The sequence below is a fragment of the Pseudoalteromonas aliena genome, assembly GCF_038155085.1.
Lineage (GTDB): Bacteria > Pseudomonadota > Gammaproteobacteria > Enterobacterales > Alteromonadaceae > Pseudoalteromonas > Pseudoalteromonas aliena_A.
This window is the reverse complement of the sequence record NZ_JBAKAU010000002.1, coordinates 215,745-233,131: the sequence shown is the minus strand read 5'-3', so window position 1 is coordinate 233,131 and position 17,387 is coordinate 215,745. Positions and strand designations below refer to the sequence as shown.

The window sequence follows — 17,387 nt, the reverse complement described above, 5'->3', positions numbered from 1 at the left end:
AAGTCATTAGGGTAAATATTACTGAAGTGTTTATTCTTAAAGGTTTGCCTTGCAATACACGGCGTATTTGCCTCTTCAACAATGCCATTGGTGGCAAGCACTGTGAGAGTTTTATCTTGGCAAGTAACACTGTGCAGTGAAGTCTATTACAACTAAATTCAACTTAGTTAACGCTGAAAATAGCTGCTTAAAATAGAGCTATTCTTCAAGTTCAGGTTACTTGAGCTTTTTAATAGCGATTAACACACAGATGGCACCGCCAATAATACCCCATGCTTCTAATTAGTGTGTCGCCACTAAATGCACGGCTTAACTACGAAGCCGCCGCATCATATCCCTACGTAATTAAAGCGATACCTATAACGATTAAAACAATTCCTACAATCTTATTATTCATAAATATCCTTAGATTTAACTTACATAAACTAAATAAAAATAAATAAGGGTTAATCTAATTCTAATTGAGCACGTTCTACGCTCTCACTAGGTAGTTCTTTTTGAACCGACACACCTAGCTCTTTAAATTCTGATGCTTGTTTAATTAAGTTACCTTTACCACGGTATAACTGAGAGAACGCTTTATCATAACTTTCTTTTGCGCGATCGAGTTGTTTACCAACACCTTCCATACTTGTTAAAAAGCCATTGAGCTTGTTGTAAAAGCGCTCAGCTCGATTTGCCAACTCTTTAGAGTATTTAGTTTGCTCTTCAAAACGCCAAAGCTGTTTAACAATATTTAAACTAGTCAGCAGCGTAGTAGGTGTGGCTACCAGTATATTTTTCTCGATTGCTTGTTGGTAAATATCGCTTTGATATTTAAGCGCTTCTACAAAAGCTGATTCTATTGGTACAAACATAACCACAACTTCTGGTGAGTTAATACCTGGTAAGCGGTCGTACGATTTACTCGCAAGTTCATTAATACGCGCTGTAACAGCGCTTACATGGTCTTTAATTGCTTGATTAGCATCTAGCTCATTTTCAGCATTCACGTAGCGTGTATAAGCATTTAATGATGTTTTAGCATCAATGACTAAGTGACGACCTTGTGGTAAGTACACAACTACATCAGGGCGCAAACGGCCATCTTCAGTGTTAAACGACACTTCGCGCTTATAATCAACGCCAGCACGTAAGCCAGCGCTATCTAGCACGTTTTCGAGCATGAGTTCGCCCCAATTACCTTGGGTTTTCTTTTGCCCTTGTAGGGCGTTACTGAGCTTATCGGCTTGATCTGTTATAGCTTGGCTTTTAGCTTGCAAATGCAGTAGCTCGGTTTTAAGCGCAGTGCGTTGTTTTATATCTTCAACCTGCATTGATTCCATTTTTTCTCTAAAGCCTTTTAGCTCGCCTTGAACTGGTTTTAATAATTGCTCAATGCTTTCTTGATTTAAGGTTTTAAAGCTTTGTGATTTTTCTTCTAGAATTTTATTGGCTAGGTTTTCAAATTCTTTTTTGAGCGTATTTTTACTTTGTTCAATTTGCGCGAGTTGCTCGCTAAAGTTTTGCTGTTTTTGCTCAAGGGTAGTGCGCATATTATTATATTCAACATCGCGCTGATTATATTGTTCACGAAGCGCTGCCAGCTCGCCTTCGGCTTTACGCCAAAAATGATTGTATTGAATGCTTTGTTTTTCTTGTTCGCTAAAACGCGTTTTAAAATGCTGCGCTTCATCACGCTGCTCTTGGTGAGTATGTTCTAGCAATTCATGATCTTCTAGCAAGGCGGTGTATTGCAGCTCTTTATTATCAAATTGGTTTTGTAATAGGGAAAGCTGTTGCTGCTGTTCGCTTATTTGTAGATGTAGCTTTTTGCGAAGCCGTGTTGATACAGCACCGTAAAATAGGGTGCCTAGAGCAACACCAGCACCAGCGCTTAGCCAATCAATATTAGTGAGTACTTGAGTGAGCATAAAATAAACTTATAAAATTTAGAGACATGCCATCATAACCAATAACCAACAACAGAAGTAGGGGAGTTAAGAAATTACAGACATAAAAAAACCAGCTCAAAATAAGCTGGTCAAATATTACTAAATTAAGTAATCAAAGGGAAAATCAACATGTGCCCGAGCAAGCTGCAACTCAAATACATAATCACCAAAATAACTAATATTACTAGGTGAGGCTATATAACAACAGGCATTTGAGTAGACCGGATAACAAAATAATTAATTCGAATTAATTTACAGCAGATCATTTATTTTTATACGGGTTAATTTAAATAAATTTTGCCATAAAAAAAGCCAGTTCAAAATGAACTGGCTTAATCATTACTAAAATTAGTAATCAAATAGGGGGAAATCAACATAAAACCTGTATTAACTGCAATTAATCAACAAGCATAATAGTAGACGCGTCTTTTTTAATTAAGTTCATAAAAATATCAAAACTTTTAAAATAAAAATTAAACGCTAAATTTTAGGCATAAAAAAAGCCAACTCAAAATGGGCTGGCTCAATCATTACTAAAATTAGTAACTAAATAGGGAAATCAATATGAAAACTTGTATTAACTGAAATTAATCAACAAGCAAAATAGTAGACGCGTCTTTTTTAATTAAGTTCATAAAAAAATAAAAACTTTTAAAATAAGTGCTGAACGCTAAATTTTAGACATAAAAAAAGCCAACTCAAAATGGGCTGGCTTAATTATTACTAAAATTAGTAACTAAATGGGAAATCAACATGATGCTTGTGTTAACTGCAATTAATCAACAAGCATAATAATAGACGTCCGGTTTTTAATTAAGTTCATAAAAAGATCAAAACTTTTTAGATCTTTTTTAGTTTTTAATTAATGACAACATTTGCTGCTCATCAAACTTTGTAAAGCTCATTGATTTATCAGTAAATAATGCATCAACAAGAGCTTGTTTGTCTTGCTGCATTTTAAATACCTTTTGCTCTATTGAATTACTCATTATGAGCTTATAAACAAATACAGGGTTAGTTTGGCCAATACGGTAGGCTCTATCAGTCGCTTGCTTTTCTACTGCGGGATTCCACCATGGATCAAAATGAATAACTGTATCTGCTTGTGTTAAGTTAAGGCCTGTTCCGCCGGCTTTTAAGCTAATTAAAAACACGGAGGTTTTACCATTGGTAAACTCGTCGATTACTTTATCTCGTTGACGCGTTTGACCTGTAAGCATACTAAAGTTAATGTTTATTTCTTCAAGACGTTGGGATATTAAATCGAGTGCCGATGTAAATTGACTAAATATAATAATCTTACGACCAAGGCTTAGCATAAGCGGTAAGTGTGTTGTTAACCATTCAAGCTTAGCGGAGCCAGCTTGAGTATCTGGGTCTATTAATTTAGGGTGGCAACAAATTTGCCTTAACTTTAAAAGTGCCTCTAAAAATGCAAGCTTACTTTTTTGTACACCTTGTTCGGCAAATAAGTCTATTAGCTTCTCTTCTAATGAACGTGTAATGCCTTGATACATTTCTTTTTGCTTAGGCTCAAACTCAAACTCTTTTGTTAGCTCTGTTTTTTCAGGCAGCTCTTGCGCTACTTGTGCTTTAGTGCGGCGCATTATAAAGGGCATAATTAACGCTTTTAGCTGCTCAGCTCTCTGCATATCAGCTTCGCGCTCAATAGGTGTTTGAAAATGCTGCTTAAAGTGGGCTTGAGACCCAAGTAACGATGGCATAGCAAAATCGAGTAACGATTTAAGCTCAAGTAAATTATTCTCGATTGGAGTACCACTTAAACAAAGTTTAAAGTCAGCATTTAAGCGTTTAACTAATCGCGAAACCTGCGCGGTATCGTTTTTAATGTATTGTGCTTCATCAAGAATTATATTTTCAAAATATAATGGCGAATAATATGCAATATCACGCTTTAAAAGCGGGTATGTAGTAAGAATGCATTGCGCTTGTGCTAAGTGTTGTAGAGGGTCGTTACGATTTGCTCCAAAAATAGTGGTTACTTTTAAACTTTTAGCAAACTTAGTAATTTCGTTTTTCCAATTACTCACCAAGCTAGTTGGGCATACTATAAGTGTAGGGCCTGCTTGTGGGCGGTTAAATGTGCTCGCTAAAAATGCAATAACTTGGAGTGTTTTACCCAATCCCATGTCGTCAGCTAAAATACCACCTAATTGATGACGTTTCAAAAAGCTAAGCCAATCAACTCCTTGCTGTTGGTACTCACGGAGTGTTACTGAGTCATTTAAACCATGTAATGAAACCTTAGGCATTGCCTTATCAGTATTATTTAACTCTTGTAAATATAGCTCAAGTGAATCATCGTGAAGCTCAACGTTAATAGCTGTGTGCTTTACTAATTCAGGTAAATACGAAAGCGGGATATTAAATTCGTCTCGTGTTTTTACAAATTCAAAGCGCTCTTTAAATTCGTTTAGTAAGTTAATGGCAGACTTATCAATCACCCCAAATTGACGACCAAGCGGGTAGTAATAAAACAGTTCACTTTGGCGATTCAATGACTGATAAAGCGAATCTGCATTAGTAAACAACAGCGCTGCTTTTGCGTCACACAACAATATCTTGCAGTGCATTTGATGCCCAGCTGCTCGGTGTACATGTAAACTCACTTCGCACTGCGGATTAGGGCTTGTTACTTTGCTTACACTGACTTGCCAACCACGCTGCTTAAGGCTGGGAAATACTTCGTATATTAGCCAATGCAAATGGATAGGAGATTGCTTTGTAAATACAAGTTCACTTTGTAAACCCCCTTTACAAAATTCAAACCCTAGATTGATTAGCTCGTTAGTTACGGTGTTTTCAAATGCGCTATTTATAGTACTTGCTGGGGCAGAACCAGCTAAATAATTTTTATTCTTATACTTAAATAACAGTGAAAGCGATAAACCTTGCTCGTCCATTGTTACTTTTAAAACAGCGTTACTAGATAGCTTAGGTAACGCTGGCTGCAAGTTAGTAGGGTGCGGTATAACACCTGCACCAAAGTTATCAGCAAGTTGTTTATATATTCTGTCAAAATTAGCGTCATGCAAAGCAGGCATAGTTTGTAAATGCGCTATTTCGTCTGCACTCAATGGTGTACGAAGACGACCCGCTTTTAAATGATCTAAATCGAGATAAGTAGGCGGTGTTGTTTTTAATAAAGCCCAGTTTTGGGTTTGCTCAAGCTTAATAACTAATTGTGATAGATCTTTATCTTGCTCCCAACTAAAGCTCAATGCTTGGCCAGATTGCGCTTTAATTGGCACGCGAGAGCGCTGAAAAAACAAGCGCTCAGTAGCTATCAATTGTTGTAGAGCACTAAAGCCCCATTGGCCTTTTAGCTCAATACTGCCTACTGCATTTTGTGAACGTATCCAACTAAATAGTCTAAAATCACTTTCGAGTAAATCATTTGGCGTTACGAAACTATTTAACTGTTGCTCAGTGAGATTTCGGCCTAACGTGTAATTCTTTTTAGTCTCAAAATTAGCTATTTTAGGTGTTAAAAATACTTTGTTATTTTCAATATCTAATACAAATAATAATACTTGAGACGGTGTATGTTGATCACCACTTTTAAGAACGCTTAATTCACTAAACCAGTCATTAATAAAATAATCTTCACCGTATTCACCCGAGTGCTCTATTTTAAGCTTAAACAAAATAGCGGCTAAATGTCGGCATTTGGTTTTTGCATTACACGTACAGTGTGTATCAACAGAATAACCAGTTGGTACTTTACTGATCTCAATACGTTGGTTAAATGATGATCCGTTATCCACTTGCACGGTAGAGTCTACAACAGAAAAGTTAGGGGTATGCTCTAGCCAAGTGATTTGACCTTTCTTGTAGTACTCTTTGCCTTTATCTAAGACATTTTCGCGGAAAAGTTTTTTTATAAAGCGTTCAGAAAGAGGAAACTGGGTAGCCTGCTCATTTTTAATTTCTTCAAAAATAGCCATTAAATCACTTTTTGATAAGTTAGCAGACATGTCACTCTAAGCGTTAAATTTTAAAAATAATTCTGCCAGTATATGCCTTATGTGCTCTGAGCTAAAGCACTATTAACAAGATATAAACTGGTTGGAGCTGATAGCTTAGTAAAAAATCAGTTTACAGGTAAAAATGTATATAAAATTACGTAAAACATTAAGCACTACATACAAATATAAAGATTAAACGAAACGCTATAGATCACAATTTTACTAACGATAATGATAAACCAAGAGCAAATAGCTAAAAGAGGACGATTAGTTAGTAAAAAAGTGATCTTGAAGAGGAAATATGACTATTGAAGATAGGATTAGGCTAGTAAAGATCAGATTTTTACTAACAAAAAATCTGTCAGATCAGTATTTAACTAAGTAGACATGTCTGACAGATCATTATTTAACTAACTAATTAAATGCACTTAATAGCTTAGTTAATTGTTCTAAGCGTTTGTCTGTCATCACTTTATTATCAATTTTGATAGACACATCACCACTTTTTAAATTACGCTGTACCGATACAAACTTATTTTCAAGTACAGCTTCACGCTTAACAGCAACTTGAGGTTCAGCAGTTAGGCATTTGGTGATTGCCATTGCACGCTTGTCGTCACTTGTAATGGCATTTAGCTCTTCATCTCTAGACAGATTATTAACAAGTTGATTAAACGCCTCTTGGTCTCTCTCCTTTGCACTCATGAGCTTTTTAGCGACTTCGCGACCTACGTGATTCGCAGTAGGGTAGAGTGCAATAACTTCAGCAGGTATTTGTTCATATGCTTTAACAGCATCTGCAATGGCAGTATGCGATACACCTTCAATTGCAGCAATCTCTCTATAAGATCCTTTTTTACCTTGTTCAATAAGCTCATTTTTAGTTTGCTGGTAAGCTTGTCCTAGCTCCCATAAACTTGGAGCGATATATTGATCTGAAGATACAGCTAAAATTTTAGCGTCTTGCTCAGTAAAGTCACTTGAACTAAGTACTAAATAATCAGCGTTGCCTAAAATACAGGCCATACGACGGCGGGAACCCGCTAAAACCAAGCTTTTATCACCTTGGTCCCAAAGTAACGCGGGGTGCTGATTACGGCCATCCTCTGCAATAGCAGGTAGAATATCCGATACTGATTTTTCGTTTAGAAGTGCTTGCACACGGCGGTTTTTACCGTATACACCTGTTGTAGACTCAATGTCAGCGTGTGCGATCACTTTACAAACAAGTGTAATTTGTCGACCAGGATCGCTTGGAGCAGGCATTTTTATTACGTCACCTGCATTGGCTTGTTCTAATAAAGCATCTAGACTACTGCTGCCTACAGCCGTTGCAAATGGGTCTAAGCGGGTGTCATTTTTACGTTTTTTAGCCATTTTAATTTAACATCCTTACTTAGGGGAATTGAGAGTTGATTGGGTTGATTGCCAGTTTGAACGAATAAGCATTTCAAGCTCATCGACAACATCTTTAATATTTTCTTGGGCTCTTGTTAAAGATTCACGACTAGCTAAACTATCTGACGCTTTTTGATCAAAAATAGTATTAAAAGACGATGAGCTAGCTGTGATTGCAGAACTGTGATTAATTGGGTAGCTCATAACTTGCCGGCCAAATGCGCTACGAACATCTTTAACGATATCGCGTTGAGAATGGTTACCTTTTACATAGTTGGTCACTAAAAACTGCATAAAGTCCCAGCCTTCATGCCCAAGGGCCGCTACTGTATGATAAATCTCGCCTAATCGCTTTAAATATTTGTTATTAGCATCAAAATCAACAGCTTCAGGATGAACCGGTATAAGCATAGCTGTAGATGCCATTAAAGCGTTATAAAACATAAAATTAAGGGTTGGGGCTGTATCAATTAATATAATGTCAAACTCATCTTTAACTGGGTCAATTACTTTTTCAAGCAACTTATGGTAATGACGGGTTTGCTCATAATTTGAGGTGTCTTTAAGTATTGTTGCAGTTTCGTGCTCAAAGTAAAAGTCATCCATACCAGAAGGTAATACACGAATATTTGGAATATGGGTTGATAAAAATGAGTTTGATACAAATTCAGGCCATGTTTCGCCCTCATCTAAATCTATGCAATCACGCATTAAATCACCAACGGTAATTGGATCGTGCTCGTTTGAAGGAAAAAAACTTGAAGACGAACCTTGAGGATCTAAATCAATTATACCAATGCGATAGCGCTTAATATTTGTGGTTGCCAACGCAGCTGCAATATTAACCATGCTAGTTGTTTTGCCACAGCCACCTTTGAGAGAATTAATGACAATAACTTGCAGTTTGTCATCACCACTACGATGATCTGGTTTAATATCCATAATATCAGCCATAGCAAAAATGTTTACTAACGTGTAAGCATAATGTCCATTAGCGCCGCGTTTTATGTTTAAATCATCAAAGTCACCATTGTCATGACGTCTTTTTAAAGTACGATTATTACAACCTAATAAATCGGCAGCTGCTTTTTGCGTATAAGTTCTTAATTCTTTTTCTTCTGATTTAAGATGAGCACGATAGTGCTGAATACGACCTTCTAATGATTTTTCAGCTACTTCGGCAGTTGCTTTTAAAAGCCGATAGGTATTTAACGCGTTATTATTGATAGACATACTTTATTCCTCAAAGTTAGGCATTTAGTATAATGTCCATTCAAATTGCTGTAAACAACTATTTAAGACGACATGCATTTTAATAACAAGACATTTAAAAATATTTTTACATCTTTAATATTGCTTAGTATAAATAAAGAAGTTTAAAGGTGGTTAAATATATAAGGTAATAAAGGTTAGGGGTATATAATCTATATGTAACGCTATGATTATTATAAATAATAAAAAAAAAAGCAGATCAGCTTTTTACTTAGTTAAGATCAGATCTTTATCTACCTTTAGATCACCTTTTTACTAAGTTATATTTTAAATATAGAGTTATCCACAAGTTACTCCACTAGTTATGAACAAAAACGGCTTGGCAGATCAGATTTTTACTAAGTAAATTATAAAGTTATACACCAGGCAGTGCTTTAAAATGTGACTTTAATTGGTATAGATCTGATCTGTAGTAAGTACAGATCAGATCTATGCTAACTCAATGAGCCTTTATCCACAGGGATGAAAAGTTTAGGGCTAATTTGTCGTGCTAAATTTACAAAAAAAACAAATCTGATGGACAAAATAACACCTGAGTTAGTAAAAATTAGATTTGTAAGCTTACGGTTAGTAAAATAGTGATCTAAAATCATGATAAATACATTAACCTTAGTAAAATATTGATCTGAGCGTTTTATTTAAACTTAGATCACTTTTATACTAACTTAAACATTTAACTTTTGTCATTTTATGTGTTGTTATTAGCTGTCACAATAAAAATGGAAATTAGAACAATGAGCCGAAAGGTCAACATCTCGGTAGATAACTTGCCCGATACACTAAGGGGCCAAATCCACGGGGTGGAAAGTGCAATCGATAACGAAAGCCTAGCACTGTTTACAGATAATAAAGACGTGCGAATTTCAATCGAAAATGCAGCTCATGGATTACGTGCGTACTCTAACACATTTAATCACTACGATTTGTGGGGTCGCTTTGTACGTTCTGGCCATAAAAAATTGCCATTAGAAGAAGCACCTAAAAAAACGATAATAACGCGTAAAATATCTGAAAAAGTAGATGGTATTTTATATGATGGCGAAATTAAAATAACTCCCGCTGTTGTCAGTACACGCAAAGATGGTGAAGACGTTGAATACTTAGTTTGGCCATCAGATAGAGAAGAAAAAGTAGAGCGTGCACTTATTCGTTTAGCCTCTAAAGGCAAAATAGTAAAAATTAATTTTAAGTCCGGTATTCAATATGCGGTCGTTTTTTCTATGAACGAATTAGCACAGGAGCTTAAAGCGGTAGGGCAGTCAATGCCTTATCCAGCAATCAAAGAATCATTAGAAGCACTTCAAGGTTCTAAACTTTCATTTAAATATTCCGCGACCGACACTAAAAATTCAGACATTGACGACTCTTTTTATGAGTCAAATATGAACTTTTTATCGTCGCTACACTTTAGTGGTAAAAAAGGTCAAGGTGGTAATGTTAAATGCGTTGCATGTTTAAATGCATTTGTTCATAACATGATTGATAACCTTGAATACAAAGGATATTACTTTAATAGTGCGCAAGAATTAAAACGCGGATTATCACGTTGGATGATGTTGCGTTTGTATCATCTTTGGCGGTATGCGGCGCCAGGTAAAACGTATCATTTTAGATTACTTTCTATTATGGAAAAGTATGGCTCTATTTATTCTACCGACGACATTACTGAGAATAAATTAAAAGCATTACGTCGCGACATGACTACAACAATGAAAGATTTGATCGAGAAAGGGGCTATATCTGAATACAGCATAACAAATGTAAAAGATGACAAAACCGGAAATATTATCGACTACACATATGAAATGCATCCATCAGATCAGTTTTGCGATGAGATACTTACATTAAACAAACACAATAAACGCATAGAAATTCAAGGCGGTAAACGTATCGTTGAGAATGCAGTTTTAATTGATGAAGATAAAATTGAAGAGATAGTAGAAAAATAAAAAGCATTATTTTAAACAATTAAACACCTAGCTAAAAAGGCCACATATAGTGGCCTTTTTAACATAATCATTATTTGTCTACTTGCTCTAAATATAACCTATCGACTAAAAAATCATACTCTCGCTTACGTGGGTGAGCATCTGGCTTTTGATAATCAGGTAAAATACCAAGCTTTACATCTGGTTCTGGGTTTATCAAAATAAAGGGTAATGCAGCACTAACGTGGTAACGATTTTGAGCTGTGTATCTAACATTTACTTGAGGGCTTACACGGGTAGGGCGTCTAATCCTTAATTTTTCTTTTTCACCTAAACTAGCTACACGCATTTGTTCTTGTGCAACTAATGATTGCCATTTTTGTTGATCAATCATTCTGGGGTTTCTGTAACCGGCCGATTTATCAAGCATCTCTAAAGCCATTTTTTTGGTGAGTGTTTTTGTTGCGTGCTTATGCATCCACGTAAAACGTACTGAAAAAGGCGAATCACTCTCAGAATGTATTTTTCTGTAGGCAGCTAAAGTAATTAAATTAGGCATTGCATTGTGTACTGCTTCAAAACGAGCATCGTTATTATCTATTGCGACAATAAAAGCTTTAAAATCAGCCTTAGCCTTATTCACCTGAGCTATTCGATTATTAAGCGCTTCTTTATTTGCATTTTTAATTACTAGTAAACCAGGGTGGCGCTTTAAAACACGACTACTTAAACCATCTTTTTTATAAATATCAGTGAATGAATTAAGGATAGATTTATGTGCTAAATCACCTGAAATCCTATTAGTGATAATAGACTCTGGAACAATGTTTTCATCAGCGCTACTAATATCAGGCAACTGATAATATTCAGCCTTTGAGTATTCACAAGCTTTTAGCTCTTCTACTAACATTAATGTTAGCTCACTCATCAAATCAAACTGACTTCTTATTTGTATTTTACTAACCATACGCAACCAAGAACACATCTTACATTTTTGTAATTATCACATATAACCTTTTGTTTGTTTATTAATTTCTTAAATTTATCACACTTGCAAAGATAAATTTAGAATGAAATTAAGTATGATGTGTTCTTTACTTGTTGGCTATACATATAATTAACTATAATTCGCTAATGTAATAGCCTGTAGATTAGCTGTGATCTCATTAAAGCTAACTCACAAATCTACTATGGTGATAAGTAATAAACTACAAATCATGAGTGTGAGCTGTTTTAATTATTTATACTCTGGATGATTGAGGTTTTGGACTCAGAGGGCAAAATGAACGATATCAATCGTTATGGAACTTAACTAAACAAAGCTAACTTTAAATAAACTAAAGCCCAATAAACACTATTGAAGTTTTTTATTGCTAAATCTTTAGAGTTATCAAAGCCACTAAAATCACTAGCATAATTTCCCCCGCAATAATACTGGTTACTTTTTTTAATTACATCAACCTGTAAAGCTAAGATTACAATGCACATAATTTAAGTATGATGTGTTCTCTTGTTGTTTGTATACATATAATGCTTGCCTTTAATTTAATATAAGATACTCAAAATATAATCAATTTACTTTTATCTTGTTGTTATTGAACAAGTAAATATTATAAAAAAAACAAAAAAATGGCGTACAGAACAGCTTATTTAAGTTATAAAATTTATATATACCTAGCTCATAACTAAATAATTGGTAATTAGTGAATTTAGTCCTTGAACTTAGGTGCCTGCATACGTTAATTTCTTCTTATCAGGTAATGTAGGAATGAGGAAAGAACATGCAATCGTGGAACCCAAATAGTTGGAGAGAGCTGCCAATACTGCAGCAACCACAATACCCAGATCAAGAAGAGTTAAAGTCAGTAGAGGGCCAATTAAAAAGCGCTCCGCCATTAGTATTTGCTGAAGAAACAAGAAGCTTATTTAAACAGCTTGAAGATGTGTGCGAAGGTCGTGCATTTTTACTTCAAGGTGGTGATTGTGCTGAGTCGTTTAGTGACTTTAACGCAGCTAATATTCGCGATACATTTAAAACCATTCTACAAATGGCGGTTGTATTAACTTACGGCGGTAAATGCCCGGTAGTTAAAATTGCACGTATGGCTGGCCAATATGCAAAACCACGCTCTGCAGATTTAGAAACAATTGATGGAGTTTCATTACCATCTTACCGTGGTGATATTGTAAATAGCTTTGAATTTACAGAAGAAGCACGCATACCAGACCCTCAACGTTTAATGAAGGCTTACCACAACAGTGCAGCTACATTAAACTTACTACGTGCATTTGCACAAGGTGGCTTAGCGGACTTACACCAGGTTAACCGCTGGAATATGGGGTTTGTTGCCGCTAATCCGCAAAAAGAGCGATTCCAACAACTGGCAGACAAAATTCAAGATGCACTTGAATTTATGGAAGTGTGTGGCATTAATTCTACAATTGCACCTAGCCTTAAAGAAACAGATTTATATACTTCTCACGAAGCCTTATTACTAGGTTACGAAGAAGCGCTAACACGCCGAGACCACCTTTCAGGTGATTGGTACGACTGTTCAGCACACTTTGTTTGGATTGGCGAACGCACACGCCAGCTAGATCATGCACACATTGAGTTTTTCAAAGGTATCAAAAACCCAATAGGTGTTAAAGTTGGCCCTGGCATGGACCCTGACGACCTAATTCGTTTAATTGATGCAGTTAACCCAGATAACATCCCGGGTCGCTTAACGTTAATTACACGTATGGGTGCCGATGTTCTTCCAGAGAAACTACCAGCACTAGTTCGCCGCGTTCAACAAGAAGGCCGTAAAGTAATTTGGAGCTCAGATCCAATGCACGGCAATACTGAAAAAGCGACATCTGGTTACAAAACGCGTAGCTTTGATAATATTATGCGCGAGATCAGCCAATTCTTTGCAGTACACAAATCTGAAGGTTCATACGCAGGTGGTGTTCACTTAGAAATGACGGGTCAGCACGTAACAGAGTGTACAGGTGGTGCTTACGGTTTATCAGACGATGACCTAGCTCAACGTTACAAAACACAATGTGACCCTCGCTTAAATGCAGACCAAGTATTAGAAGTTGGTTTCTTAGTAGCTGATTTATTAAAAGACGCTCGTAAGTAATAAGTAAAAAATTAAAGCCGCATATTGCGGCTTTTTTTAGCAAAATAGTAAATTTGTTGGTTAGTACTTACGTCGCTCAAGGTTACTGTCAATTAAGATTTTAGCAGATATTTCTTCTACCGAGTGATGGGTAGAATTAAAGTACGAAATTTTATGGCGCTTATATAACATTTCTACTTCACGTACTTCTATTCGGCATTGCCTAATAGAGGCGTATTTAGAATTAGCCATACGCCTATGTCTAATTGCAGCTAAACGTTCAGGGTCAATAGTCAGGCCAAACAACTTATGTTTGTAAGGGAGTAAACACTTAGGTAATCCCTCACTCTCTAAGTCGTCTTCTGTTATTGGGTAATTAGCGGCTTTAATACCGTATTGTAAAGCCAAATATAAACTGGTTGGTGTTTTACCACTACGACTCACGCCAACTAAAATAATATCGGCTTCAGAAAAGTTTTTAATGTTGCCACCGTCATCATTCATTAGGGCGTAATTGACGGCGTCAATTCTAAAATCATAGCTTTTTTCGTGAATAGAATGCGTGCGGTGCATTTTTGGTACTGGTGCTACATCAAGCTCTTTTTGTATTTTTTCGCTATAAGTAGAAAGAAAATCGTAAGCAACAGCATCGGCCGATTTAATAATTTCACTTAAGTTATGATTAACGAAGGTAAAGAACACAAATGGCTTCTCACCTTCTTTTGCAGCAGTTGCGTTAATTAACGCTTTAATTTCATTTGCTTTTTCATCTGTTTCAACAAAAGGAATAGTTTTATGATTAAAATCAACCGGAAATAACGACAAAGTCGCGTGCCCAAACACCTCTGAGGTGATTGCAGTACCGTCTGATATATAAAAAGCAGTTCTCATAGTTAACCTTTTTATTACGTTTAATCCCTAAAATGGGTTACTCACGGTTTACGTGAGGACTAATGCCAGTGTAGAATGAAGGTGACCTTTATAAAAGGTTTTCTTTCTTAACTCTCACAGTTTCAACTACAATTTGTATTTTGGAGAAAGACCCGTGCAAGAATACGTTCTCTGGTATCAAGAGCTTGGTATGCAAGATGTTCCTCGTGTTGGTGGTAAAAATGCCTCACTCGGTGAAATGATTTCAAACCTAGCAAACGCAGGTGTACAGGTTCCGGGTGGTTTTGCCACTACAGCCGACGCTTTTAACGAGTTTTTAGATCAATCAGGACTCACCGCAAAAATTCACGACATTTTAGATACACTCGATGTTGATGATGTAAATACACTTGCCAAAGTAGGTGCGGATATCCGCCAATGGATAATCGATACACCATTCCAACCTAACCTAGATAAAGCAATCCGCGACGCTTATAGTCAACTCCACGGTGACACAACAGCAGATGTTTCTTTTGCAGTACGTTCATCAGCTACCGCTGAAGACATGCCAGATGCATCATTCGCAGGCCAACAAGAAACTTTTCTTAACGTAGTAGGTATCGACTCAGTAATGGTCGCTATTAAACACGTGTTTGCTTCTTTATTTAACGACCGTGCAATATCGTACCGTGTTCACCAAGGTTACGATCATCGTGGTGTAGCGTTATCTGCTGGTATTCAGCGCATGGTACGCTCAGATAAGTCAGCATCAGGCGTCATGTTTAGTATTGATACAGAGTCTGGTTTTGAAGACGTTGTATTTGTTACATCAAGCTATGGCTTGGGTGAAATGGTTGTACAGGGCGCAGTAAACCCTGATGAATTTTATGTTCATAAACCAACACTCCTTAAAAACAAACCTTCAGTAGTACGTCGTAACATTGGTTCTAAAGCCATTCAAATGATTTACTCAGAAGATAAAGCGCACGGTAAGCAAGTAGACATCGTTGATGTAGACCCAGCGCTTTCAAACAAATTTTCGATTACAGATGAAGAAGTGCAAGATCTTGCCAAACAAGCTGTAATCATCGAAAAACATTACGGTCGCCCTATGGACATCGAATGGGCGAAAGACGGTAACGACGGTAAACTATATATAGTGCAAGCGCGTCCAGAAACCGTGCGCTCAAACGAAGACGCAAACGTAATGGAACGTTTTCAATTAAACGGTACTAGCAACGTAATTGTTGAAGGCCGTGCAATTGGTCACAAAATTGGTAGCGGTGTTGTACGCGTACTCGATTCAATTAAAGAAATGGATCAAGTACAAGAAGGTGACATTTTAGTGACAGACATGACCGACCCAGATTGGGAACCAATCATGAAGCGTGCTGCAGCCATTGTTACAAATCGTGGCGGTCGTACGTGTCATGCTGCAATTATTGCACGTGAATTAGGTATTCCAGCAGTGGTTGGTTGTGGTAATGCAACCGATTTAATCAAAGCGGGTCAAGAAGTAACCGTATCATGTGCCGAAGGCGATACAGGTTACATCTACGAAGGTATTTTAGACTTTGAAATACTAACATCGCGCGTTGATAGCATGCCAGAACTACCAATGAAAGTTATGATGAACGTGGGTAACCCCGATCGTGCATTCGACTTTGCACGTTTACCGCATTCAGGTGTTGGCCTTGCCCGTGTTGAATTTGTTATTAACCGCATGATTGGTGTGCACCCTAAAGCGCTTTTAAACTTTGATGCGCAAACACCTGCTCTACAAGCAGAAATTAATGACATTATTGCCGGCTACGAATCACCTGTAGAATTTTATATTTCTAAGTTAGTAGAGGGTATTTCTACACTTGGTTGTGCCTTTGCACCAGAGCGCGTAATTGTGCGTATGTCTGATTTTAAATCAAACGAATACGCAAACTTAATCGGTGGTGAGCAGTACGAACCAGAAGAAGAAAACCCAATGATTGGTTTTCGTGGTGCTGCTCGTTATATCTCTGAAGACTTCCGTGATTGTTTTGCCCTTGAGTGTGAAGCAATAAAACGCGTAAGAAACACCATGGATATGACCAACATTGAAATCATGATCCCATTCGTACGTACCCTTGAAGAAGGTAAACGCGTAATCGAATTACTAGAAGAGCATGGCCTTAAACGTGGCGAAAATGGTCTTAAAGTAATCATGATGTGTGAGCTACCGTCAAATGCATTACTTGCAGATGAATTTTTAGATATGTTCGATGGATTTTCTATCGGCTCTAACGATTTAACTCAGCTAACACTTGGTTTAGATCGTGACTCAGGTTTAATCGCACATTTATTTGATGAGCGTAACCCTGCTATTAAAAAGCTACTTTCAATGGCTATTAAAACAGCTAAAGAAAAAGGTAAATACGTAGGTATTTGTGGCCAAGGGCCTTCAGATCATGAAGACTTTGCAGCATGGTTAGTAGAGCAGGGCATTGATTCTGTTTCACTAAACCCAGATACAGTACTAGAAACTTGGTTATACCTAGCAGACAAACTTGCTAAATAATCGCGTTTATTAGTAACTAATAAAAATGCCAGCTTAATAGCTGGCATTTTTGTATGTGGCATAATTTAGCGTGCTAATTTTTTATCTAAATAAATACACGATTTAGTTAAGGGTTTTTGGCATAGTTTTAAATAATGCCTGGCTTTTGGGTAGTAAAAAGAAAAGCACAGTAATCCCGCCATAAAAAATATTAGCGAGGGGCCCGGCACGATTGCAAAAAACAACCCGAGCAAAATAAACAAAACACCTATGATCTGTAATAGCAATTTTTTCATATAAACCTCTACACATTGGCTTAACTTGATTATAAATACAGAAGCTCAAAATACGATAAA

Annotated in this window: 10 protein-coding genes; 3 read left to right on the top strand and 7 right to left on the bottom strand. The window is 36.7% G+C overall.

Annotated elements, in window-relative coordinates; translation table 11 throughout:
- Positions 1-446: 446 nt before the first annotated feature.
- The 4 genes from rmuC to V6260_RS03795 form a co-directional block, all read right to left on the bottom strand.
- Positions 447-1,913 carry a DNA recombination protein RmuC gene (rmuC, locus tag V6260_RS03810; protein ID WP_341592751.1) on the bottom strand — a complete coding sequence of 489 codons (1,467 nt, stop codon included), beginning with the start codon at positions 1,911-1,913 and terminating at the stop codon, positions 447-449.
- 872 nt (positions 1,914-2,785) lie between these two features.
- The gene (locus V6260_RS03805) at positions 2,786-5,932 is read right to left on the bottom strand and encodes a DEAD/DEAH box helicase (protein ID WP_341592750.1); all 3,147 of its coding nucleotides are present in this window, start codon (positions 5,930-5,932) and stop codon (positions 2,786-2,788) included.
- Between the two features lie 405 nt (positions 5,933-6,337).
- A complete protein-coding gene (locus V6260_RS03800; protein WP_341592749.1) occupies positions 6,338-7,300 on the bottom strand; it encodes a transcriptional regulator in 963 nt (320 codons plus the stop codon).
- Positions 7,301-7,315: 15 nt separating this feature from the next.
- Positions 7,316-8,554 carry an AAA family ATPase gene (locus V6260_RS03795; protein WP_341592748.1) on the bottom strand — a complete coding sequence of 413 codons (1,239 nt, stop codon included), beginning with the start codon at positions 8,552-8,554 and terminating at the stop codon, positions 7,316-7,318.
- 773 nt (positions 8,555-9,327) lie between these two features.
- On the opposite strand from V6260_RS03795, the gene V6260_RS03790 reads away from it, so the two are divergent.
- Complete coding sequence (locus V6260_RS03790) at positions 9,328-10,542, top strand: hypothetical protein (RefSeq protein ID WP_033021802.1); 1,215 nt, start codon at positions 9,328-9,330, stop codon at positions 10,540-10,542.
- A 70-nt stretch (positions 10,543-10,612) separates the two neighbouring features.
- Here V6260_RS03790 and V6260_RS03785 read toward each other — a convergent pair whose 3' ends face one another.
- Positions 10,613-11,488 (bottom strand): DNA replication terminus site-binding protein, encoded by an 876-nt coding sequence (locus V6260_RS03785; protein WP_341592747.1) that lies wholly within the window; start codon positions 11,486-11,488, stop codon positions 10,613-10,615.
- Positions 11,489-12,302: 814 nt separating this feature from the next.
- Here V6260_RS03785 and V6260_RS03780 point away from each other — a divergent pair.
- A complete protein-coding gene (locus V6260_RS03780) occupies positions 12,303-13,652 on the top strand; it encodes a class II 3-deoxy-7-phosphoheptulonate synthase (protein WP_002962128.1) in 1,350 nt (449 codons plus the stop codon).
- Positions 13,653-13,712: 60 nt separating this feature from the next.
- Here the strand turns inward: V6260_RS03780 and ppsR are convergent, their stop codons facing one another.
- Complete coding sequence (gene ppsR / locus V6260_RS03775) at positions 13,713-14,522, bottom strand: posphoenolpyruvate synthetase regulatory kinase/phosphorylase PpsR (protein ID WP_341592746.1); 810 nt, start codon at positions 14,520-14,522, stop codon at positions 13,713-13,715.
- Positions 14,523-14,676: 154 nt separating this feature from the next.
- Here ppsR and ppsA point away from each other — a divergent pair, with 154 nt between their 5' ends.
- The gene (gene ppsA / locus V6260_RS03770) at positions 14,677-17,052 is read left to right on the top strand and encodes a phosphoenolpyruvate synthase (protein ID WP_341592745.1); all 2,376 of its coding nucleotides are present in this window, start codon (positions 14,677-14,679) and stop codon (positions 17,050-17,052) included.
- Between the two features lie 65 nt (positions 17,053-17,117).
- On the opposite strand, the gene V6260_RS03765 is transcribed toward ppsA, so the two are convergent.
- Positions 17,118-17,327 (bottom strand): PGPGW domain-containing protein, encoded by a 210-nt coding sequence (locus V6260_RS03765; protein ID WP_341592744.1) that lies wholly within the window; start codon positions 17,325-17,327, stop codon positions 17,118-17,120.
- Between the last annotated feature and the right edge of the window lie 60 nt (positions 17,328-17,387).